Source organism: Geodermatophilus sp. SYSU D00766, assembly GCF_054049915.1.
Window position 1 is genome coordinate 22,044 of sequence record NZ_JBJGYI010000014.1, and the last position, 22,458, is coordinate 44,501.

Below are 22,458 nucleotides of genomic sequence, written 5' to 3' on the forward strand. Positions count from 1 at the left end.
CCTCCGTCGCGTCCCGGGTGGGTGGACCCCACGCCGGTCCACCGTCGCCGCAGGGAGCGGCACGCGCCTCACCCCGCCCAGGTGAACCCGTCACGGCAGCAGACCCGCGTCCTGCGCCCGCTGCACGGCCGCTCTCCGGGACGAGACGCCGAGCTTCGCGTAGATGGACCGGATGTGGGTCTTCACCGTGTTGACCGACACCGTGAACTCCTCGGCGATCTCCCGGGCGTTGAGCAGTGACGGCAGCAGGGCCAGGACCGCGAGCTCCCGCTCGCTGAGCAGGACGGGCGGGGCGGACACCAGGGCAGCCCGGGCGGTCGCGAGCTGGGCGGCGAAGCGCCCCGACCCCGGCAGGCCGGCGTCCAGGAGCGCCTGCGTGCACGGCCCGGCCAGGGCGAGCGGCCGGATCGTGCCGAGGACCTCGGCACGCGCGACCGCCGCCGCCAGCGAGGCCCGGCCGGCCGGGCCGTCGCCGGCCTGCAACGCCGACTCGGCGTCCACCAGGTGCGCCTCCACCACGGTCTGGGGGAGGAGGACCGGCGTCGCCGGCTCGTGCAGCGGGGCGACGAGGGCCCGGGCGGCTCCGTACCGCCCTCCGGCCATCTCCTCCCAGGCCTCCAGGAGCCGGATCTCTCCCGCTCCGGGGACCCGCGCGGACAACCAGGTGGCGATCCGTGCGGCGGCGGTGAGGTTGCCGCTCAGGAGCGCCGCCCGGTGCTCGAGGACGCCCAGGCCGGCCAGCATCGACGGGGGCCCCTGCGTGTCCCCGAAGGCCTCGCGCGCGGCCCGCATCTCGGACAGGCCGGCCGCCCGGTGTCCCTGGTCGGCGAGCGCGGCGCCGTGCACGGCGCGCAGCGTGTACGCGGCCTCCGGCGGCAGCGGGTCCCAGACGCCGAGCACCTCCTCCGTGCGCGCGGCCGCGGACGCCGGGTCACCTCGCAGCAGGTCGGCGTAGGCGAGCATCCCCACCGGCGCCGCCGACCAGTCCGAGGGGTGCCGGCCGCGGCGGGCCGCCACCGCCACGGCCCGGTGCGCCGTCGTCGTCATCTCGCGGAGGTCGCCGCGCATGGCCGCCAGCGTCGCCAGCATCGACAGCGCCTGGACCTCCAGATAGCCCAGGTCGAGCCTGCTCGCCAGCTCGAGAGCCCGCTGCAGCTCGGTCCGGGCACGGTCGACGTCGGCCCCACCCGGGATGCCGAACTCGGCGACCCCGCGGCTGACGTGCAGGAGGGCCGCCATCTCGGGCCCCTCCCGAGCCGCCTCCTCCGCGGTCACGGTCGGCGTCCCGACGGCGAGACCCTGACCGGCGGCGAGGAGCTCGACGCTGGCTCGCAGGGCGTCCAGGCCGGCGTCCGGGGTCTCCGGCCAGGCGCGGCGTGCGCTCTCCAGCTCGGCGGCCGCGGCGGGCAGCGCACGCGCGTCGAGGTGGGTGATCGCCGCGGTCAGGGCCAACCAGGGATCCGTCGTGCGCGGGCTCTGCCCCACGGCCGCCAGCGCACGGCGCAGCGGCCCGAGGTCCCCGGCGAGCAGCAGGGGCACGCCCGCCCCGCGCACGAGCGAGGCGATCAGGTCCCGGTCGCCGGACCGTTCGGCGTGGCGCAGGGCGTGCACGGGCTGGCCTCGGTCGGACCACCAGCGCGCGGTGGCGACCTGCGCTGCGCGGTGGCGCCGGGGCCGTTGCCGGGCCAGGTCGGCGACCAGGTAGGAGCGCAGCAGCGGCTGGATGCGGTAGTGGCCGCGGGAGGTGCGCTCCACCAGCGCCGTCTCCCGGCGGAGCTCGTCGAGGACCAGCTCGGCGTCGGGACGCTGCGACAGCACCGAGGCCAGCGCGGCCGGGAGGGGGGAGCACACGCTGACCTCCCCGAGGAACTCCTGCGTGGCGGGTTCCAGCCGGGAGAGGATCTCGTCGGTCAGGTACTCCGCGACCGAGCGCTCGTCGCCCGAGAAGTCCGTCAGGAACCCCGACGCGTCCTCGGTGCGGCGCAGGGCGAGGGCGGCGAGCCGGAGTCCGGCGGCCCAGCCCTCCGTCCGTGCGTGCAGCGCCGCCACCTGCGCCGGGGTGAGCGCCTGCCCCATCGTCGCCAGGAGGTCGGCGGTCTCGGTGAGCGTGAAGGCGAGGACGTCGGCCCGCAGCTCGTGCACGCGGCCCTCCAGCCGCAGCCGCGGGATCGAGACGGGCGGGTCGGCCCGGCTGGCCAGCACGAACCGCACGCCCGCCGGCCGGAGGCGGATCAACCGGGTGAGGTCGCGCAGCACCTCCCACCCGGTCAGCTCGTGGACGTCGTCGAGCACCAGCGTCACCGGCGTGGGGAGGGCGTCCAGGGTGTCGGCCAGCTCCTCGGTGACGTCCGCCCCGTCAGCGGACCCCGCGAGGCCGGCCAGCCGCAGCAGCCGGGCGTTCCCGGCCGCGGCGGGGAGCACGCGCAGGGAGGCCACCACTGCCGACCACAGCCGCCGGGGGTCGTTGTCGTCGTCGTCCACCCGCACCCACGCCGTCCCGGGGCGGTCGTGGGCCCAGTCGGCCAGCAGCAGCGTCTTCCCCGACCCGGCCGGGGCACTGACCACGGTCACCTGGTCCGGGCCGGCCTCGTCGAGTCGTCGCCGGACCCGTGGACGCGGCAGGAAGTCGGCGGGCAGTTCGGGGACGACTCCCTTGCTCGCGGGGAACCGCAGCGGGGCGTCGAGGGGGAGGAGGGCCATCACCGGGCTCCTCGTCGTCGGTGGAGGTCACCACGAGCCGCGCACCCGGTCCTGACCGGTCGCGCGGCCGGGGATGCCGCCCCCGTGCACCCCGGGATCCCCTCGCTGCCACCGCCACGTGGCGCGCCCGAGCGGCGTCGTGCTCGCCCCGGATCGGCTCCGGGTTCACGTCAGCAACCCCTGTTCGACCGCCGTCAGGACCGCGGTCCGTCGGGTGGACACGCCCAGCTTCCCGTAGATCGCGCGGACGTGGCTCTTGACCGTGTTGATCGACAGGTCGAGTTCCTCGGCGATCTCCCCGAGGTTGCTCAGCGAGAGGAGCTGGACCAGGACGTCCTGCTCACGCGCGCTCAGCCGCGGTCCCGATCGCCGGCGGACGCGCTGCTGGGCGGACAGGCAGCGGAACGCGAAGGCGGACGGATCCCGCACGCCGCCGAGTTGGTCGACCAGCAGGACCCGCAGGCCCTGACCGGCGAGCGCGAAGGGTCGTACGGCGTCCAGCGGCTCGGCCAGGTCGAGAGCGGCCTGCAGTCCCTGCCGCGCGCGCGGACGCTCGTCGAGCCTCAGCGCGGCCCAGACCTCCACGAGCCACGCCTCCACGGGGGTGCAGGGCAGCAGAGGCTCCAGTCCGCCGTCGAGCAGCGGTGCCACCGTCGCACGGGCCTCTCGCACGGCACCTGCGGCGGCCTGCGACCAGGCTCGCACCAGGGCGCGTTCGGCGTCCGCCCGCCCGCCCGCGGCCAGCCGGCCGGCGGACGTCGCGACGGCGGCGGAGGAGCCCACGAGCAGGGCCGCGCGGTGCTCGAGGAGCACCGCGGAGGCGGCCAGCGGCGCGGGGACGGGGAGCCCGCCGAGCTGGGCATGGGCCTCCTGGAGCTCGAGCAGTCCACCGGTCCGGTCGCCGACGTCGACGAGTGCGCCGCCCCGCGCGCTGCGCAGGGCGAACCGGACGACGGGGTCGTGGCCCGCGGGGTCGATCCGCAGCCCGTGGGCGGTGACGTCGAGCACCCGCGCCGGGCAGGCGCGCACCAGGGAGGCGTGGGCCAGCACCGCGTGTGCGCCCGCTGCCCACCAGGAGTCCTGCCACCCGTGGGCGCTCGCCGTCGAGATCGCCGCGGTCGCGGCGGCCGCGGCCCGTGCGTGCGCGCCGGAGGTCGCCGCGGCCGCGCCGATCAGGCAGAGGCACTGCAGCTCGAGGAGCTCGAGGTGCCGTGCCTGCGCGATGGCGAGCGCGGCCTCGAGGTCGTCGAGGAGGGCGGCCGCGTGCGCGGGTCCGTCGTCCGCTCCCGAGCGGATCCCGGCAGCTCCCCGGCCGGCGAGGACCAGTCCCGCCAGCGCCGGGTCTGCGGGGTCGGGCGCAGCCGCGGGGGAGGGGTCCGCGAGCCCCACCATGCAGGAGGTCGCGGTCCTGAAGTGTGCGAGGTCCTCGTCGCCGATCCGCGCGTCGTGCACCGCGGTCCGGCGGACGTCGGCCCGTGCAGCCGGCAGGTCGCCCTTGCCGAGGTCGATCTGTGCTGCCACGAGGGAGAGCCAGGCGTCGGTGGTGGCGTCCGGCTCCACCGCGGTCAGGGCGCGGCGGAGCTCGGCGAGGTCCCCACGCGCCACGAGTTCGGGTGCCCAGTCGTGGACCAGTCCGGTCACGAGGGGGCCGTCGGCCGCCTCGGAGGCATGGCGCAGGGCCTCGACGGGACGGTCGTGTTCCGCCCACCACAGGGCCGCCTGCCGGTGCAGCCGTGCGGTCAGGGCGCCCCCGTGGCGGGAGAGGTCGGCCGCGAGGTACGAGCGCAGGAGCCCGTGCACGCGGAACTCCGTGCGGTGCGGACCGGAGGCGGCGACCAACCCGGTGCTGCGCGCCAGGGCGCCGAGCACGTCGGCGGCGTCGGCCCGACCGGACAGCTCCGCGGCAAGGGCCGCCGGGACGGGATCGGCGATGCTGGTCCGCCGGAGCAGGTCACGGTGCTCGTCCGGGATGTGCGCGAGCACCTCGCCGGTCAGGTAGTCGGCCACCGGCCGGTCGTCCCCGGAGAAGGCGCTCAGGAAGGCGTCGGGTTCGGGTTGGTCCCGCAACCGGAGGAGGGCGAGACGGATCCCCGCGACCCATCCGTCGGTCCGGGACCGGAGCGCGTCCCGCTGTCCGTGGCTGAGCCGCAGCCCGCACCGGCCGGCGAGCGTCGCCGTCTCCTCCGGGGAGAAGGCGAGCTGCTCGCTCCTGAGCTCGCACAGCTGGTCCTCCAGGCGCAACCGCGCCAGGGGCAACGCCGGGTCGGACCGGCCGGCCAGCACCACGTGGACGTTCTCGGGGCGGTGGCGGAGGAACAGGTGCAGACCGTGCAGCACCTGCGCATCGCTGAGGTGGTGGGCGTCGTCGAGGACGAGCCGGATCCGGGTCGGCAGGTCGGCGAGCGCACCGAGCAGGTCGGCCAGGAAGTCCGCGCCCACCGTCGTCCGGGGGACCACGAGCCGGTGCAGCCGGCTGGTCGCGGGTACCGCGGGGCAGGCCCTGAGCGCGGCCAGCACCGCCGCCCAGAGCCGTGGAGCGGCGTTGTCGTCCTCGTCCAGCGCCACCCACGCGGAGGACGCCTCACGCCGCCTGGTCCAGTCGGCCAGCAGGAGCGTCTTGCCGTAGCCGGGGGGCGCGCAGACGAGGGTGAGCGCCCGGCCCTCGCCGGAGTCCAGGGCTGTCACGAGGTCGGGCCGGGACACGAACTCCGGTGGGAGGTCGGGAACGGTCGTCTTGGACCGCGACAGGTGGAGCATCCCCCCTCCTCTACTCGGAGAGTCACGGCGCCGGCGGCCGGGCGACCACAGGCCCACCGAGCGGTGACGTGCCTGCAGGACAGGTCGGGTCGGAGAGCGTGCGGGCCGTCTCCCTCCTCCCGGGCCCCGTGGCTGCCTGACAGCCCTCCGGGCTCGAACTCGGCGGTGGCGCGGGTCGTCCTCGCGTCCTGGTGGTCCGGTTGGTCCGCCCGTCTCGGGGACCAGCCCCGGACGTCGCGGACAGCCCGTCGACCCCACCATGCCGCGACGGACCCCGGCGGCAAGGGCCCAAGGTCACGACCGCAGCAGGGCGGACGACCGCACGGCGCAGGTGCACCGTTCCCGGTCCACCAGGACGAGGGTCGTCCGTCACACCGGCACCCTGGGGCGACCGCGCGGGATGCGACTCACCCCGTTCGGGTGAACGGCGCGTCGCCGCGCTGCCGGCACGTCCACCGGCGTGCAGATCCTGTTCGCGTTCGCGACCTGCAGTTCGTGCAGCAGTTCGGCGAGGTCGCGGTCGAGCAGCCGGCCGACGGTCTGGCCCCGCGACTCCGCCGCGCGGACCGCGGGGGCGGCGTCCAGGAGCCCGCCCGCCACCGCCCCACCGGGCTCAGGGGGCGGGGCCTCCTGGACGCGCCCGGGTCCCTCAGCCTCGGCCGGCGACCTTCCCGGGGCGCCGCCCCTCCTGCCGCGGGCCGGGAGCGCTCCGCGCCTGTTCGCCAGGGGTGGGCGGGCAGGTCGCGGCAGGGTCCAGGGCGGCCGCGACCGCTGCGGTCAGGGTGCCCCGGAGAGCGGCGTCGCGCCGTGGTCCCGGCAGTGCCGTCAGCGCGGTGATCGAGGCGTTCAGGCGGCGCTGGACCGGTCCTCGGCGGACCAGCGGGTCCAGCTCCCGGGCGAGAGCGGCGAGCGGGCCGGTGCCCGTGAGGCGGACGTACCTCCGCTCAGCGCGGCGCAGGTGCCGGGCCAGGACCGCCGGGTCGTCTGCTGCGGCGTCGGCCGTGCGTACGGTCGCGCGGACGACGGCCGCGGTGCGGCGGGCATCAGCGAGGCGCCCGATCGAGGCCAGCGTCGGAGCGAAGGCGGTGAGCAGCGGCCGGCCGTCGTCGGTGGAGGCGTCGTTCACGAGCCGGGCCAGCGCGGCCAGGGTGGGGTCCGTGCAGGGCGGGTGGTCGCCGAAGGTCGTCCCGGCGATGACGGAGACGTACTCCATGAGGCAGGCACCCTGCTCCGGGTCCAGGTGGGATCCCGCCTGGAGCTGAGGGAGCCCGTCGGGGACGACGGGGCGGTTCGTCCTGTCCATGAGCGCACCACCGGTTCCGGTCAGTGGGTGACGACGGCGGGCGCCCGCGGTGCGGGCACGCCGGCGGCTGGAGCCTCGCGGGACGCGCCGGGCCCGACGTCCCCCGGAGTGGGTGAGCCGCCGCTGCGGGCTGCGCCGGGACCGGGAGGCTCCGGGCGACGGGCCGCCCGGTGCGGGACGCCACGGGGCACTGCCGCGTGGGGACACAGTCGGCCGGGCGACCCGTTCGCGCACGCCCGCGCCGTCCCGGTCCCGGGACGGGACACCGGCGGCGCGCGCGGCTCGGGGCCCTCGTCCTCGCAGGGTGATGTGACCCCGATCCGAGGGCCCGCACGCTGCACTCTCGCCGCTGCGGCACCTCACGGTGCGGCGCGGGGGTGCCGGGAGAGGGGCACGGGACGTCGGTCGTCGTCGTCCTCCGCGTCCCGGACGGGCCGCTCCCGTCCTCCCGGGGCGACGAGGCCGACATCGACGGGAAGGTCCTGGTCGGCGGATCGGAGGGCGCGGTCCATGGACGTGTCGCTGATCGTGGTCCTGGTCGTGGTGACCGCGCTGGCCTTCGACTTCACGAACGGGTTCCACGACACCGCCAACGCCATGGCGACGTCGATCGCGACGGGGGCGTTCACGCCGAGGACCGCCGTGACGATCGCCGCCTGCCTGAACGTGGCCGGGGCCTTCCTGTCGGTCCAGGTGGCGAAGACGATCTCGGGCGGGCTGGTCGACGAGACGCTCATCGACCCGGTCGTGATCTTCGCCGGGTTGATCGGGGCGATCCTGTGGAACCTGCTGACGTGGCTGCTCGGGCTGCCGTCCAGTTCGTCGCACGCGCTCTTCGGTGGCCTGATCGGCGCCACCTGGGTGGCAGGCGGGGTCGGCGCGATCGACTTCGACGCGGTCGTGAACAAGATCGTCCTCCCCGCGCTGCTGGCCCCCGTGGTGGCCGCGGTGATCGCGGTGATCGCGACGTACCTGGCCCACCGGGCCACCGCCAGGGCCCGGCCCGGGGTCGTCCGCCGGGGCTTCACGGTCGGCCAGCGGGTGTCGGCCTCGATGGTGGCCCTCGCCCACGGCACCAACGACGCGCAGAAGACCATGGGCGTGATCACGCTGACCCTGATCACCGCGGGACTGGTCGCGCCGGGCTCGCCGCCGCCGTTCTGGGTCGTCCTCGCGGCCGGGCTGGCCATCGGGCTGGGCACCTACATGGGTGGCTGGCGCATCATCCGGACGCTCGGCAAGCGGGTCAGCGACATCCACGTCGTCCAGGGCTTCACCGCCGAGACCACCAGCACCGCGGTCATCCTGTCCTCGACCCACCTCGGGCTGCCGCTGTCCACCACCCAGGTCTGCACCGGCTCCATCTTCGGAGCGGGTGCGGGTCGTCGGCTGGCGTCCGTGCACTGGGGAGTGGCCGGGCGGATCGTGCTCGCCTGGGGCTTCACCCTGCCGTCGGCGGCGCTGGTGGGTGCGGCGGCCTCGTGGCTGGCGGCGACCGGCACCGTGGGCGTGGTCGTCGTCGCGGTGAGCGGGGCCGCGCTCGCCGCGGGGATGTACGCCGCGTCGCGGCGCGACCCGGTCACCGCGGCCAACGTCAACGACGTCCCGCGACCGGAGGCCGCCGACGTCCCCGTCGGCCTGGCAGCCTGAGCGACGAGGGAGGGCCGTCCCGTGCACATCGACTGGGGCACGCTCGCCGCGATCGCGGCCGTGGCGACCGCCGCCACCGTGACCGTCGTCATGCTGGTCGCGTTCGCGGTGGTCGGGTTGTCCGGCCCCTCGCGGAGGCGGGTCGACGGTCCCGGCGACGACGGCGGTGCGTCCGACACGCACTCCGCCGCCGGCACGGCCGTCGCCGTGCTCTGCCTCCTCGCCGCCGGGTCGATCGTCGGCTACGGCCTGTACCTGATCGTCGCCTGAGCCGGTGCACCCGTCGTCCTCGGGGACGGGACCGCGTGGTGGGCCCACCCGCTCGAACCGGCCGCGGGCGCGGTCGTCGCCGTGGGCTTCGCCGTCGTGCTGCGGGGTCCCGGTGGAGGTCACAGAGGGGGAGGGACGCGGCCCGGGGGACGCGGGGCGAGGACTGGCACCCGGGCCCCGGCGGCGACGGCTCGACCGCGGCCCCCGCCTGAGGTGACCGCTCGCCGGACCCGGCCGTCAGGACGGTGGGTGCCGAGTCGCCCGTACCGCGCCGCATGCCCGGCGGACCCCACCGCCGGGGAGCGCAGCCCGACACCGTCGACGACGCCCGGTACAGGGAGCCGCCCGCCCGGTCGCACCACCTGATCACAGGCAGTACGGGCACCCCGTGCCCCTGCGGGCGACCGTCCGGAGGCAGCGGAGCAACGCGTCCCGACCGGCCTCCTTCGGCACGAGGGCGTCGGCGCCGGCGAGTGCGGTCTGGCGTCGTGCGCGGGAGTCGCCGGTCAGCAGGACGATCTGGACCTCCCTCTCGGCCGCCTTCAGGGCCCGTGTGACGGCGAGGCCATCCGTGGTCGGCAGCGACCAGTCCATGCACACCACGTGCGGACGCAGCCGTGCCGCGGCCTCCACGACCTGCGAGCCGTTCTGGCACTCGCCCACGACGCTGAGGTCGGCTTCGCCGGCGAACATCTCGTTCAGCCTCAGCCGGGCCAGCGGATGGTCGTCGACGACGAGCACGCGGATGTCGTCCGAGGCGTCGTGGACCTGTTGCGGGCCGGCCGAGAGCTGCCGGCGGTGCAGTTGGTCGCCGACTTCTCGGACAGCCGCGGTGGCGAGCTCGACGAGCCGGGGCGACCGCCCCTCCTCGCCCAGGATGTCCGCCCACGCACCAGCCACGAGCGCCGCGGCCACCCGAGGGTCGGCGAGCCCGTAGGCCGCCGCCGTGTCGAGGACCGCGTCCTCGAGGAGGAGAGCCATCTGCTCGACGTCATCCGGCGTGTCGGGGGCGGAGATCTGGACCTGGTCCACCCGCAGCAGGCAGCCACCGGCGCAGTCGACCGCGACCGGCTCCCCGTCCAGCCAGCCGACGGCCACGAGTCCTCCGCAGTTCGGGCAGTCCGCCCAGCTGACCTGCTCAGTCGCGTCCATCGTCGCGCGCTCCACTGCCGTGTCGGTGGCGGGGCGGAGGGCGCCTGGCATCTCGTCGAGATCGCCGCCGATCGTGAGGTGGACCAACGATAGCCCGACGCCAGGCCCGGAGACGGCGGGCTCCGCGGCGGTCGGCAGCGAGGGCGGGCACGCGAGCACGCCCGACTCGCGGTCGCCGAGCCGGACGGCGGGGGCGCCCGCGACCACCCCGGCGCGGGCGGCCGCCACGCCGGCGGCGATCGGGCCGCCTCCTGGAAGGGCCGGGCGGCTGCTGCCGTGTCGCGTCGGGTCAGCGACGGGACGACCCTCCGCCGCCGTCCCGCTCCGCCAGCGTCTGCCGGGGGAGCGGGACCGGCGCCGCGCTCGGGGGAGCGTCCGCGCCGGTCGACGTCGCGACCGCTCGGGGCGCCAGGCGCGCCGAGGCGACGTAGGACACCGTGACGGCGACGATGACCAGGGGCATGACGGTGACCCCGTCGGCGCCGAGCATGAGGGTCGCCAGCAGCACCGAGGTGAGCGGCAGCTGCAGCATCGCGGCGCAGGTGGCGGCGAGCCCCATCGCGATGGCCGGGGTCACCGGCAGGCCCGGCAGGTGCGAGAGCGCGATCCCGCCGACAGCTCCGAGGAAGACGGCCGGGAACGTGGGACCGCCGCGGAAGGCGACCAGCGAGCCCGCGTAGGCCAGCGACTTGCACAGCAGCAGCAGGAGCAGGGCGCCCACGGTGTAGTCCGCCCGGGCGTCGACCAGCCCGGGCAGCTGGTCCTCACCCGAGAACAGCACGTCGGTCACGTCGTGACCGGTGAGCTGCGCGTAGCCGATGGCCAGCCCGGCGACCGCCAGGCCGACCAGGGGGGCGGCGAGGAGCACGCGTCGCTCGACCGGTGCCCGCAGCGGCGTGGCGAGGTGGCGGATCGCCGCCACGAGGACGGCGGCGGCCACCCCGATGCCGAGGGCCCAGGCGAACTGCGCGAGGTCGGGTCGCGGGAACGAGGGCAGGCCGGGCAGCGCGAAGGAGAAGACGCCCTCCCCGGTCCAGTCGTCCAGGCCGATGAACACCAGCGAGCCGATGCCGGAGGCGAGCAGCCCGGGCAGCAGGAGGGGCCGCAGCATCGGGCCGCCGATGCCGGCGGCCTCCATGAGGAGGAACGCGCCGGCGAGGGGGGACCCGAACAGGGCGCTGATGGCCGCGAAGCTCCCGGTCGCGGCGATCAGGGCGAGCGCCTGTGCGGGGACCGGCCGGCGGGTCAGCCGGACGGCCGCCGCGGCGAGGCCGCCACCGATCGCGATCAGCGGCGCCTCCGGACCGACGACGGCACCGAGGCCCAGGCTGGCGACCGCGGCGACCGCGATGCCGAGCAGCGGCAGGGGAGCGGGTGCGCCACCTCCGGGGCGGAAGCCGTCGAGGGGGGACTCCCCACCGCGGCCCGGGACGTGGCGGACGACGAGCCCGACCAGCAGACCGGCTGCCCCGAGCAGCGGTACCGGCCACCACACCGGGACGGGGTCCAGGTCCAGGGCCTCCGGCAGACCGGTGTAGAGCCAGTCGCCGAGCCCGCTCGTGAGCACGAGGAACCAGTACGCCACGGCGGAGATCGGCACCCCCAGCACGGCGGCGATCACGAGCAGCCGCAGGTACTGGGGACTGCGCAGCATGGTGGCCGGGTCGGCGGGTTCTGCCGGTGGTCCGGGGCCGTCGGTCCCTGGCGTGGTCATGGTGCGCACCTGCCGCTCTCGTCCGTTGCCGACAGCACCACTCCCGCGTGCCCGGCGCGGTGGACCCGTGCCCGGGGCTCCGCGGCCGGCATCCGGAGGTGCGGCAGTCCGGGGAACGCCTCCGGCCGGTGACTGGTGACGATCGCCGTGCGACCCGCCGTGCTCCGGACGACGTCGGCGCAGACGCGCTCGGCGGTCGCCGTGTCCAGGTGCGCGGTGGGTTCGTCGAGCACCAGCAGCGGTCGCGCTGCGAGCAGCGCCCGGGCCAGGCCGATCCGCTGCCGTTCCCCGCCGGAGACGGCGCCGCCGTGCCGTCCGACCGCGGTGTCCAGGCCCTCGGGCAACCCCGCGAGCCAGTCGCCCAGGCCGGCGCGGCGCAGCGCCGCCACGATCCGGTCGTCCGCGGCGTCCGGCCGGGCGAGGCGCAGGTTGTCCCGGAGTGTGCTGTCGAACAGGTGCGGTGCGGGACCGCACCAGGCGATCCGGCTGCGCACGTCGTCAGCCAGGACCCCGCGGGTGTCCACGTCGTCCATGAGCACCCGGCCGGCCCGCGGGTCCAGCGTGCGCAGCAGCGCGGCGAGCACCGTGCTCTTCCCGGAGCCGGTGGGGCCGGTGAGGACCAGGGCGCCGCCGGCCGGCACGCGGAGGTCCACCTCGTCGACGGCGTCCTGCGAGGCCCCCGGCCACCGGACGGCGAGCCCCTGGGTGGCCATCGTGCGGCCGGGGGACGCCGGCCGCGGGTCGGCGGCGTCGACGACCGGTGGCCGGGCCGCCTCCAGCGCGGCGAGCCGGTCGGCGGCCGGCAGCGCGGTCGACCACCGGCGGGCGGCCTCCGGGAGACCGGCGACCAGCTCCGCGGCCGCGAGGGGGGTGAGTGCCAGGACGGCGAGCGCGGGCCCCTCCAGCGAGCCGGCGCGCAGGGCGGCGACCCCGAGCGCGGTGCAGGCCACGGCCGCCCCGCCGATGCCCAGGACGGATGCGGCCGCCCCGAGCCCGGCGGCGCCCGCCGCCCGACGGCGCAGCGCGCCCAGCCTCGCGTCGACGGCGGCCAGCGCGGTCCGCCGGCGGGTCGCGGTCCCGAAGGCGAGGAGGTCCGGCGCCGCGTCCAGCAGCTCGACGACGTCGGCCACCACGACCCCGGTGAGCTCCGCGGTCCGCCGGCCCGGCGAGCGGGCGACCCGGAGCGTGAGGAGCGGCGCGAGCACCCCGGCGCAGAGCAGGCCCGCGGCCAGGGCCGGACCGGCCCCGGGCACCAGCAGGCCCAGACCGATCACCGCGCCGACCCCGGCGATCGCGGCGGACGCCGCGGGCACGAACGCGCGCACGACCAGGTCCTGCTGGGCGTCGACGTCACCGACCAGCCGGGCCAGCAGGTCCCCGGAGCGCAGCCGCCCGGTGGCGGCGGGACCCAGCCGGACGAGCGCGCGCCACAGCCGCACCCGCAGGGTGGCGAGGATCCGCAGCGCGGCGTCGTGCGAGGCCAGCCGCTCCCCGTAGCGCAGCCCGGCCTTGGCCAGGGCGAACGTGCGCACCCCGACGATCGCCACCACGAGGGACAGCACGGGCGGTTGCAGCGCCGCGGACGAGATCAGCCACGCCGACGTGGCGGCCAGGGCCAGCGTGGAGCCGAGCGCGCCGGTTCCGGCGAGCACGGCGACGGCGAGCCGGCCCCGGTGCGGGCGGAGGGCAGGCAGCAGGGCCCGCAGGCCGGAGGACGCCGTCCCGGCTCCGCCGGCTGCTGCAGGGAGGGTGGCTCCACGTGCCGGTTCGGGGACCGCTGCCTCCGGCTCGTCCGGTTCCGCGGAGTCGGGTGCCCGGGTCACCGGTGACGGCAGCGCGACCACCCGGTCGCACACCCCGAGGACGGCGGAGCGATGGCTCACCAGCACGACCGTGCGTCCGGCCAGCGCCGCGGGCAGCGTGCGCAGCACCGTGGCCTCGGTCTCGCCGTCGAGGCCCTCGGTGGGCTCGTCCAGCAGCAGCAGCGGCCGGTCGGCGAGCAGCGCCCGGGCGAGCGCCACCCGGCGCTGCTGCCCCGTGGAGAGCCCCAGGCCCCGCTCCTGCACCCGGGTCCCGAGCGGTAGTTCGAGCGCCGCGGCCGCGGCGGCGGCGGCGAGCCGCTCCGGAGCGGCGTCGGGTGCGGCCAGCCGCAGGTTGTCGGCGATGGTCCCCCGGACCAGCGCCGGTCGTTGCGGCACCCAGGCGACCTGCTGCAGCCAGGCCGCGCGGTCCACCGTCGCCAGGTCGACCCCGTCGACGGTCACCCGGCCTCCGTCCGGCCGGCGCCAGCCCAGCAGCAGGTCCAGCAGGGTCGACTTGCCGGCGCCGCTGGCTCCGGTCAGCCCGAGGACCTGCCCCGGCGCGATGGTCAGGGACACGTGGTCGAGCACCGGGCCGCCCCGGCCGTCGACGGTGACCGCCTCCAGCTGCAACGGACCCGCGGCCGGGTGGGGTGCGCGGCCGCCGGCCCGGGCGGGAACGGGGAGGTCCAGGATGCCGAAGACCTGCTCGGCGGCGGCCGCGCCCTCGGCGTTGTCGTGGTACCCCGCCGACACCGCCCGCAGGGGCAGGAACACCTCCGGCGCGAGCACGATGACCAGCAGACCGGTGGCCAGGTCCAGGTCGCCGGCGACCAGTCGCAGACCCACGGACACGGCCACGAGGGCGACCGACAGGCTCGCCAGCAGCTCCAGGGTGAGCGCGGACAGGAACGCCACCCGCAGGGTGCGCATCGTCTGGACCCGGTGCCGCTCCGACACGGCGGCGATCCGGCGTTCCTGGCCGCGGGCCCGGCCGAAGGCGGTGAGGACGTCGAGACCGGCGACGACGTCGAGGAAGTGCGCGGCGAGGACGGTGAGCGTCCGCCACTGGCGGCCGACGCGCTGCTTCGTGTGCAGGCCGATCAGGACCATGAAGACGGGCACCAGCGGAACGGTCACCGCCAGCAGGAGGGCGGAGAGCCAGTCCGCGGTGAGGATCCAGCAGCCGACGACGAGGGGGACGACGACGGCGACGATCCGCTGCGGCAGGTACCGGCCGGCGTAGCCGTCCAGGGCGTCCACCCCACGGCCGGTGAGTGCGGCCAGCCGTCCCGTCGGCGGCAGTCCCGGGTGTCGCGGGCCGAGCAGCAGGACGTGGTCGAGCAGCCGGGCCCGCACCTGCGCCACGACCAGCGCCCCTGCGCGGGAGGCGGCCGCCTCCTGGGCCCAGCCGAGCACGGCGCGGGCCACGACCACGGCGGCGAGGGCGGTCAGGGCGGGCGTCAGCGCCGAGAGCCCGGCGTCGCCCAGGAACGCCCGGGAGACCAGGTCCGCGAGCAGCCAGGCCTGGGCCACGACCAGCAGTGCCGCGATGATCGAGAGCCCGGCGGTCACCCGGACCGCCTGCCTGGCGGCGGGGACGAGCCGCACGAGCCGCCGCGCCGCCCCGTTCATCGTCTGCGGGCGCTCAGGACGCGATGGTCCGGTAAGCCGGCCCGACCGGCTGCGCGTACAGGTCGTGCAGCGACCCGATCTGCCGGGTGGTGAAGGCCCGCTCGCGCCGTGACTCGCGGGCGAACGTGACGGCCCACGCGAGCACGGCTCCTGCCCGGTTGCGGTAGCCGGTCAGGAAGGCGATGTGGATGAACAGCCACACCAGCCAGGCGGGCAGGCCGGCCAGGTGCACCCGTCCCACCGAGACGACGGCGCGACCGCGGGCCAGGTAGGCGGCCGAGCCCAGGTCCCGGTACCGGAACGGACGGGCGGGTCCGGCACCGGCGAGGCGTCGCCGGATCCGCCGCCCGGCGTAGAGGCCCGACTGCATCGCGACCTCCGCCACGCCCGGGAGGCCGGGCCTGGCCACCAGGTCACCGACGACGGAGATCTCCGGGTGCCCGGGGACGGTCAGGTCCGGGCCGACCAGGATCCGGCCGCCCCGGTCGGTGGCCGCCCCGGTGGCCTCGGCGAGGGCGGCCGCGAGCGGCGGGGCCGCGACGCCGGCGGCCCAGAGGACGGTCCCGGCCTCGACGCGGACGGTGGCACCGGTGCGGTCGCGGACGTCCAGCCCGGCACCGTCGACACCGGTGACGATGCTGTGCACCCGCAGTTCGACCCCCAGGGTCTCGAGCGTCGCTGCCGCCTTCGCCGACAGGGCCGGACCGAAGGACGCCAGCGGGGCGTCCCCGCCGTCGAAGAGGAGGACGCGGGCGTCCTCGGGGCGGATGTTCCGGAACTCCCTCCGCAGGGTGTGCGTGGCCACCTCGCGGATCTGCCCGGCGAGCTCGACGCCGGTGGGGCCGGCGCCCACGACGGCGAAGGTGAGCCGGCGCCGCCTCTCCTCCGGGTCGGAGGCCGTCTCGGCGAGCTCGAAGGCCCCGAACACCCGCTGCCGGATCGTCAGCGCGTCGGCGATCGTCTTCATCCCCGGCGCCCAGCGCGCGAACTCGTCGTGCCCGAAGTAGGACTGGCGGACGCCGGCGGCGACCACGAGGTCGTCGTAGGGCAGCTGGATGCGCTCGCCGTCCGGCCGCTCCGCGACGACGGTCCGGCCGGCGGCGTCGACGTCGACGACCTCGGCCAGCAGGCACTCGACGTTCCGGTGCCGCTCGAGCACGTCGCGCAGTGGCACCGCGACCTGCCCCTCGGAGAGCATCCCGGTGGCCACCTGGTACAGCAGCGGCTGGAAGAGGTGGTGCTGGGTCCGGTCGACGAGCGTGACGCGGGCGGAGCCGCGCAGCGCCCGCGCGGCGAAGAGCCCGCCGAAGCCACCGCCGACGATCACGACCCGGTGCTGTGGGGACGGGGCCATCGCTCCTCCTCCGATCAGGCGGCCGGGTCGTGCCAGGTGATCCCGTCCGGCAGCAGCTGCTCGGCCTCCTTGGGCCCCCAGGTGCCGCGCGGGTAGGTGTGCAGCGGCACGCCGCCCCCCAGGATCGGGTCGACGACCCGCCAGGCCGCCTCGACGGTGTCCTGCCGGGCGAACAGCAGGCGCCGCCCGTCGAGTGCGGCACCGATCAGCCGGTCGTAGGGGCGCATGTCCGCCGCTCCGTGCTGGGCGTAGGCCAGCTCCTGGACCTCGGTCCGGAGCGCCGCGCCCGGGACCTTGCCGGCGAGGCTCAGGCCGAACCCGGTCTCGGGCCAGATCCGGAAGCGCAGCTGGTTGACGATCCCGCTCGGCCCCTGCCCGAACACGTCGAACGGGGTGGGCCGGAAGCGGACGGTGATCTCGGTGGCCGTGACCGGCATGGTCTTGCCTGCGCGGATGAGCAGCGGGACCCCGGCCCAGCGCCAGGAGTCCAGGGCCAGCCGGACCGCCACGAAGCTCTCCGTCGTGGAGGCCGGGTCGACACCGTCGACGTCGTGGTAGCCCTCGTACTGGCCGAAGACCGTGTCCTCGGGGGTCAGCGGCCGCAGTGCCCCGATGACCCGTGCCTTGGCGTCCAGCCACGAGTCCAGGCCGGAGCCGTCGGGCGGGTCGGCGAGCACGCTGGCCAGCACCTGCAGCATGTGGTTCTGGACCACGTCGCGGGTGGCGCCGGTCCGGTCGTAGAAGCGGCCGCGGTCGGCGACGTCGAAGGCCTCGGCCATCGTGATCTGCACGCCGGCCACGTGGTCGCGGTTGAGCAGCGGCTCGAACATCGAGTTGGCGAAGCGGGCGACGAGCACGTCCTCGAGCGGGTCCAGCCCCAGCCAGTGGTCGACGCGGTAGATCGCGTCCTCGGGGAAGTACCGCTGCAGGGTCTCATTGAGCGCCCGGGCACTGTCGAGGTCGTTCCCGAACGGCTTCTCCACCATCACCCGGGCGCCCTCGGCGCGGCCGGCGGTCGAGATCCCCTGGGCGATCCGGCCGAACAGGAACGGCGGCACCTCGAGGTAGAACAGCGCCCGTCTCCCGTCCCCCATCTCGCGTGCCATGGCGGCGTAGGTGGCGTCGTCGTCCAGGTCGCCGTCGACGTAGCGCAGGAGACCGAGCATCCGCCGGCCCGGGCCCGTGTCCGGATCGAGGCCGTTGGCGCGCAGGGACGCCGCCGCGTACTCGCGGAACCGGTCGAGTCCCCACCCGCTCTTGGCGACCCCGACCACCGGGACGTCGAGGACCCCGCGGTCGACGAGCCCCACGAGGGCCGGGAAGGTCTCCAGCTTGGCCAGGTCGCCGGTCGCCCCGAAGATCACCAGCGCGTCCACTCGCTCGGTCGTCATGTCGGTCCGCTCTCTCGTTCTCGTGGGGGGTCGTCAGCCGAGCCGGTCGATCAGGTGGTCCCCGACCCGCAGCGCGTTGGCGATGGCCGTGAGCGACGGGTTCACCGCGCCGATGCTCGGGAAGAAGCTGGTGTCGACGACGTAGAGGTTGTCCAGCTCGTGCGCCCTGCAGTTCACGTCGAGGGCGGAGGTGGCGGGGTCGGTGCCGAAGCGGACCGTCCCGGCCTGGTGTGCGGTCGCCCCGATCGGCATGCCCTTGTGCACGTAGATGCTGTGGTGCAGCAGGTGCTGCTCCTTCATGCCGAGGTCCCCGAGCCGGTGCTCGAGCTCGTGCCGCAGCCGCTTGACCCCCTCGACGTTGTTCTTCTCGTCGATCGCCAGGTGGATCGCGCCGTCCCGGTCGAGGGTCACGCGGTTGTCCGGCTGGGGGAGGTCCTCGCCGCAGAGCCAGAAGTCGACGGCGTGCCGGGCCAGCTCGGTGAACGGCGTCTCCGGGGACACCCGCCCGGCCCAGTGCGGCGCGTTGGCGCGGATCTGCTCGGCGTCGGACTTGCCGAGCATCTGGATGCCGCCCAGGGGGTAGTCCCAGTCCGGCGACCCGGAGTACCAGTCGTGGAGGGCGAGCGTCTTCTGGAAGCGGGTGTCGTTCGGCTCCTCGGAGACGCCCATCAGCGCCAGGTTGTTGTGCCGCATGTAGTGCCGGCCCACGACGTCGGAGCCGTTGGCCAGGCCGTTGGGGTGCCGGTCGTTCGCCGACGCGAGCAGCAGCACCGCGGAGTTCACCGCCCCGCAGGCGACGACGACGATGTCGGCGGAGAACCGCGCCGTCGTCCCGTCCCCGAGCTCGGTCACGACCGAGGTGACCGTGGTCCCGCTGGGGTCGGTCTCGAGTGAGGTCACGTGGGCGTTGGTCACCATGCGGACGTTCGGGTGGCGCAGGGCCGGGTCGACGCACATCACCTGGGCGTCGGCCTTCGCGTCGAGCACGCAGGGGAAGCCGTCCACCCGGTCGCAGCGGATGCACGCGCTGTCGCGCGTGGCCCGGCCGTGCTCGTCCTGGGTGAGCCGGACCCCGATCGGCAGGTGGAAGGGGTGCAGCCCCTGCTTCTCCAGGTCCTGGCTCAGCCGCTCGATGCGCGGCTCGTGCTCGACCGGCGGGTAGGGGTACTGCGTGCTGGACGGTCCCTCGGTCGGGTCCTCGCCGTGCCGGCCGTGGACGGCGTAGAGCTGCTCGGCCTCGCCGTACCAGGGCTCGAGGTCGCCGTAGTCGATCGGCCAGGCCGGGGAGATCCCGCCGTGGTGCCGGATCTCGCCGAAGTCCTGCGGGCGCAGCCGGAACAGGGCCGCCCCGTAGAACTTCGTGTTCCCGCCGACGTAGTAGTTGACCTCCGGGGGGAACTGGTCGCCGTCGCCGTCGTACCAGTACTCGGGCGCCCGGTACCTGCCCTGCACGAAGACCGCGGTGGAGCTCCAGTTGTCGCGTTCGCGCGGCAGGTAGTCGCCCCGTTCCAGGAGGAGCACCTGCTTCCCCGAGGGAGCCAGCCGGTGGGCGAGGGTCCCGCCGCCGGCTCCGGTGCCGATGATGATGACGTCGTGGTGCCGGTCGTCGGCCACGGGTTCCTCCTCCAGGGCGGCGTCGCTGCGCCAGGGAGGCGCCTGCCGGCCCCGGCCGCGGGCCACGCTCCTGCTCCCGGCCGCGGCCGCACATCACCAGGGAGTGATGAGCCGGGCGGTTCCCGTCCCGGCGCGGAGACGTCCGCGACCCGGTGGCCACGCACGTCCCGGCGGATCCGACCGACCGCGGGGGCGTCCGCGCGTGCAGGGGCGGGGCGGGGTGACCCCCACCCCGCCGTCCGGTCCTCCTCATCGGGTGATGTGCCGGCAGGGGAGGACGGCGAGCGTCGCCCGGGACCCAGCGACGACGAGGACGGGGGGACGACGTGTCCACCGTGGACCTGGCCCGGATGCAGTTCGCGAGCACGTCGATCTACCACTTCCTCTTCGTGCCGCTCACCATCGGACTGGCCCTGGTCACCGCGCTGCTGCAGACGCGCTGGCACCGCACCGACGAGCGCGAGTACCTGCGGCTGACCCGGTTCTTCGGGACCCTGCTGGTCATCAACGTCGCCGTCGGCGTGGTGACCGGGCTGGTGCAGGAGTTCCAGTTCGGCATGAACTGGTCGGGCTACTCCCGCTTCGTGGGAGACGTGTTCGGCGCCCCCCTGGCGATGGAGGGGCTGGCCGCCTTCTTCCTCGAGTCCACGTTCCTCGCCCTGTGGGTGTTCGGCTGGAACCGGCTCTCCCGCCGCGTCCACCTGGCCACGATCTGGGCGGCCGCGGCGGGCGGTGTGCTGTCCGCCGCGTTCATCATGGCCGCGAACTCCTGGATGCAGAACCCGGTCGGCTACGAGATCAACAGCGAAGGCAACGCGCAGCTGACCAGCATCGGCGCCGTCCTCACCAACCCGGTCTTCCTCCGCAGCCTGGTGCACGTCCTGCTCGCCTCGGTGGTCACCGCGTGCGTGGTCGTGCTGGGCATCTCCGCCTGGCACCTGCGGCGGAGGTCGCACGCGCCGGCCTTCGCCCGTTCGGCGCGGATCGCGCTCGCGATCCTCGTCCCGGCCACGATGCTCAACCTGCTGGTGGGCAGCGAGCTCGGGGTCACCGAGGGCGAGTTCCAGCCGATGAAGATCGCGGCGGCCGAGGCGCAGTGGGAGACCTGCCAGCCCTGCTCCTTCTCGCTGTTCCAGATCGGCGGCGGGAAGGACGACCACGACCCCGACAAGATCATCCAGATCCCGCACCTGCTCTCGCTGCTCGCCACGAACCACTGGAACGGCGAGGTCGTGGGCATGGACGAGCTGCAGGCGCAGTACGAGCAGCAGTACGGGCCGGGGGACTACGTGCCCAACGTCTTCGTCCAGTACTGGTCGATGCGGGTGATGGCCTACCTCGGCAGCCTGGTCCTGCTCATCGGGCTCTGGGGCCTGTGGCGGTACAAGCGGCTCGACACGTCCCGGTGGTTCCTGCGCGTCGCCGTCCTCGCGATCCCGCTCCCGTTCGTCATCAACACGGCAGGCTGGGTCCTCACCGAGAACGGTCGTCAGCCGTGGATCGTCCAGGGACTGCTGAAGACCAGTGACGCCGTGTCGCCGTCGGTGGGCACGACCTCCGTCGTGGTGAGCCTGGTCGTCTTCTCCACGCTGTACGGCGTGCTGGCCGTCGTGGCCTGGGGCCTCATGGCCCGGTTCGCCCGCCGCGAGCTGGCCGACGAGCCCGCGCCGGGGACCCGCGACGAGGAGCGGGAGCCGGAGCTCACCCACTGAGACCGGGTCGCCGGCGCGGCCCGTCCCGACCGAGGAAGGTCTCCATGACCCTCGTCGCCTTCTGGTTCCTCGCCCTCACCGTGCTCTGGGTGGGGTTCTTCCTGCTCGAGGGCTTCGACTTCGGCGTCGGGATGCTCCACGGGCCGGTCGGCCGCGACGAGCCCGGCCGCCGGGCGGTCATCTCCACCATCGCCCCGCTGTGGGACGGCAACGAGGTCTGGCTGATCGTCGCCACGGCGGGCACCTTCGCCGCCTTCCCGGGCTGGTACGCGACGATGTTCTCCGGCTTCTACCCCGTGGTCCTGGTCGTGCTGGCGTCCCTGGTCCTGCGGGGGGTGGCCTTCGAGTTCCGCAGCCACGCCGAGACCGACCGCGGCCGCCGGACGTGGGGGACCGCGCTGACCGTCGGCAGCGCGGTGGTCCCCCTCGGGCTCGGCATCCTGCTCGGGGGACTGCTCGGCGGCGTCCCCATCGACTCCCGGCAGGAGTTCGTCGGGGACCTCGGGGACCTCCTGGCGCCCTACGCGCTGGCGACGGGGGTCACGATGGTGCTCCTCAGCCTGCTGCACGGTGCGGTCTACCTGTCGCTGCGCACGTCGGGTGCGGTGCTGCACGCCCGGGCGAGGCGCACGGCACGTCGGCTCGCCCCGCTCACCGCGCTCGCGGTGCTCGGCTTCTGCGCCTGGACCCGGGTGGTGTCGGGGAACGGGTTCCTGCTGTCGTTCGTCGAGGTCGGCGCGGTACTCGCGGCGATCGCCGCCGCCGTCCTGGTCCGGGGGAGCAGAGGTGGCGCGGCCTTCGCCGCCACCTCGGTCACCACCGCCGCGGTCGTGGTGTCGATCTTCGCGGAGCTCTACCCGCGCGTGATGGTCTCCAGCCTGGGCGCCGGGAACGACCTCACCGCGCAGAACACGGCCTCGGCCTCGTACTCGCTGACGGTCATGACCGTCGTGCTCGCGGTGCTCCTGCCCGTGATCCTGGTCTACCAGGGGTGGACCTACCACGTGTTCCGCGCCCGGGTGGGCGGCCCGCCGGTCGACGGCGACGAGTCCGGGCCCGCCGTGCCCACCCCGCGTCCCGAGCAGGTCACCGTGGGGTCGTCGGTGATCGACGGCCGCCCGGGGACCGCCGGCGCCTCCACGCCGGCCGGGAGGGAGACCGGGGACGGCGCCGTGACGTACGGGCGCGTCCCCGGCGCGGCTCCCGTGGACCGGCTGGCTGCCGCCGGGGTCGGCGTCCTGGCGACGTGGATGTTCGTGCGGCAACTGTTCGTCGGCCGCGCCCGCCCGCGCTGATCCCGTCCCCCACCCGCCCCACGACGTGGTGCTCGGGGCCGGGTGCGGGGTGCCCGGGTTCGGGGCGTGGTCCTCCTCCGTCCGGTCCAGCACCCACCGCACCCCGGCCGGG

Annotated in this window: 14 protein-coding genes; 4 read left to right on the forward strand and 10 right to left on the reverse strand. The window is 75.5% G+C overall.

What is annotated here, in order from left to right:
- Window positions 1-90 precede the first annotated feature (90 nt).
- The 4 genes from ACI8AD_RS12525 to ACI8AD_RS12540 form a co-directional block, all read right to left on the reverse strand.
- On the reverse strand, window positions 91-2,700 hold the full coding sequence (locus tag ACI8AD_RS12525; protein ID WP_456870854.1) for a LuxR C-terminal-related transcriptional regulator: 2,610 nt from the start codon (window positions 2,698-2,700) through the stop codon (window positions 91-93).
- Between the two features lie 165 nt (window positions 2,701-2,865).
- The gene (locus tag ACI8AD_RS12530; protein WP_456870855.1) at window positions 2,866-5,457 is read right to left on the reverse strand and encodes a LuxR C-terminal-related transcriptional regulator; all 2,592 of its coding nucleotides are present in this window, start codon (window positions 5,455-5,457) and stop codon (window positions 2,866-2,868) included.
- Window positions 5,458-5,826: 369 nt separating this feature from the next.
- Complete coding sequence (locus tag ACI8AD_RS12535; RefSeq protein WP_456870856.1) at window positions 5,827-6,057, reverse strand: hypothetical protein; 231 nt, start codon at window positions 6,055-6,057, stop codon at window positions 5,827-5,829.
- A gap of 49 nt (window positions 6,058-6,106) precedes the next feature.
- Window positions 6,107-6,670, reverse strand: a complete 564-nt coding sequence (locus ACI8AD_RS12540; RefSeq protein WP_456870857.1) for a hypothetical protein — start codon at window positions 6,668-6,670, stop codon at window positions 6,107-6,109.
- 600 nt (window positions 6,671-7,270) lie between these two features.
- Between ACI8AD_RS12540 and ACI8AD_RS12545 the strand changes: the two genes are divergently transcribed.
- Both ACI8AD_RS12545 and ACI8AD_RS12550 read left to right on the forward strand, forming a co-directional pair.
- On the forward strand, window positions 7,271-8,410 hold the full coding sequence (locus tag ACI8AD_RS12545; RefSeq protein WP_456870858.1) for an anion permease: 1,140 nt from the start codon (window positions 7,271-7,273) through the stop codon (window positions 8,408-8,410).
- Window positions 8,411-8,431: 21 nt separating this feature from the next.
- Entirely contained in the window at window positions 8,432-8,680 is a 249-nt protein-coding gene (locus ACI8AD_RS12550; protein ID WP_456870859.1) for a hypothetical protein, read from the forward strand.
- Between the two features lie 366 nt (window positions 8,681-9,046).
- On the opposite strand, the gene ACI8AD_RS12555 is transcribed toward ACI8AD_RS12550, so the two are convergent.
- The 6 genes from ACI8AD_RS12555 to ACI8AD_RS12580 form a co-directional block, all read right to left on the reverse strand.
- Window positions 9,047-10,060, reverse strand: coding sequence for a response regulator (locus ACI8AD_RS12555; protein WP_456870860.1), 1,014 nt, complete (start codon window positions 10,058-10,060; stop codon window positions 9,047-9,049).
- 61 nt (window positions 10,061-10,121) lie between these two features.
- Window positions 10,122-11,546 carry a chloride channel protein gene (locus ACI8AD_RS12560; protein WP_456870861.1) on the reverse strand — a complete coding sequence of 475 codons (1,425 nt, stop codon included), beginning with the start codon at window positions 11,544-11,546 and terminating at the stop codon, window positions 10,122-10,124.
- Window positions 11,543-14,980 carry a thiol reductant ABC exporter subunit CydD gene (gene cydD, locus ACI8AD_RS12565; protein ID WP_456870862.1) on the reverse strand — a complete coding sequence of 1,146 codons (3,438 nt, stop codon included), beginning with the start codon at window positions 14,978-14,980 and terminating at the stop codon, window positions 11,543-11,545. The genes ACI8AD_RS12560 and cydD overlap by 4 nt, the downstream gene beginning before the upstream one ends.
- A 13-nt stretch (window positions 14,981-14,993) precedes the next feature.
- The gene (locus tag ACI8AD_RS12570; RefSeq protein ID WP_456870863.1) at window positions 14,994-16,334 is read right to left on the reverse strand and encodes an NAD(P)/FAD-dependent oxidoreductase; all 1,341 of its coding nucleotides are present in this window, start codon (window positions 16,332-16,334) and stop codon (window positions 14,994-14,996) included.
- 14 nt (window positions 16,335-16,348) lie between these two features.
- On the reverse strand, window positions 16,349-17,725 hold the full coding sequence (gene zwf / locus ACI8AD_RS12575) for a glucose-6-phosphate dehydrogenase (protein ID WP_456870864.1): 1,377 nt from the start codon (window positions 17,723-17,725) through the stop codon (window positions 16,349-16,351).
- Window positions 17,726-17,758: 33 nt separating this feature from the next.
- Window positions 17,759-19,405, reverse strand: coding sequence for a GMC oxidoreductase (locus ACI8AD_RS12580; protein ID WP_456870865.1), 1,647 nt, complete (start codon window positions 19,403-19,405; stop codon window positions 17,759-17,761).
- Window positions 19,406-19,665: 260 nt separating this feature from the next.
- On the opposite strand from ACI8AD_RS12580, the gene ACI8AD_RS12585 reads away from it, so the two are divergent.
- Together ACI8AD_RS12585 and cydB are read left to right on the forward strand one after the other, a co-directional pair.
- Window positions 19,666-21,051, forward strand: a complete 1,386-nt coding sequence (locus ACI8AD_RS12585) for a cytochrome ubiquinol oxidase subunit I (RefSeq protein WP_456870866.1) — start codon at window positions 19,666-19,668, stop codon at window positions 21,049-21,051.
- Between the two features lie 44 nt (window positions 21,052-21,095).
- Window positions 21,096-22,346 (forward strand): cytochrome d ubiquinol oxidase subunit II, encoded by a 1,251-nt coding sequence (gene cydB, locus ACI8AD_RS12590; protein WP_456870867.1) that lies wholly within the window; start codon window positions 21,096-21,098, stop codon window positions 22,344-22,346.
- Window positions 22,347-22,458 lie beyond the last annotated feature (112 nt).

What these genes read in the sequence shown, in the direction of transcription:
- ACI8AD_RS12525 (WP_456870854.1), bottom strand. Translation starts at nt 2,700, where the DNA reads ATGGCCCTCCTCCCCCTCGACGCCCCGCTGCGGTTCCCCGCGAGCAAG.
- ACI8AD_RS12530 (WP_456870855.1), bottom strand. Translation starts at nt 5,457, where the DNA reads ATGCTCCACCTGTCGCGGTCCAAGACGACCGTTCCCGACCTCCCACCG.
- ACI8AD_RS12540 (WP_456870857.1), bottom strand. Translation starts at nt 6,670, where the DNA reads ATGGAGTACGTCTCCGTCATCGCCGGGACGACCTTCGGCGACCACCCG.
- ACI8AD_RS12545 (WP_456870858.1), top strand. Translation starts at nt 7,271, where the DNA reads ATGGACGTGTCGCTGATCGTGGTCCTGGTCGTGGTGACCGCGCTGGCC.
- ACI8AD_RS12560 (WP_456870861.1), bottom strand. Translation starts at nt 11,546, where the DNA reads ATGACCACGCCAGGGACCGACGGCCCCGGACCACCGGCAGAACCCGCC.
- cydD (WP_456870862.1), bottom strand. Translation starts at nt 14,980, where the DNA reads ATGAACGGGGCGGCGCGGCGGCTCGTGCGGCTCGTCCCCGCCGCCAGG.
- ACI8AD_RS12570 (WP_456870863.1), bottom strand. Translation starts at nt 16,334, where the DNA reads ATGGCCCCGTCCCCACAGCACCGGGTCGTGATCGTCGGCGGTGGCTTC.
- zwf (WP_456870864.1), bottom strand. Translation starts at nt 17,725, where the DNA reads ATGACGACCGAGCGAGTGGACGCGCTGGTGATCTTCGGGGCGACCGGC.
- cydB (WP_456870867.1), top strand. Translation starts at nt 21,096, where the DNA reads ATGACCCTCGTCGCCTTCTGGTTCCTCGCCCTCACCGTGCTCTGGGTG.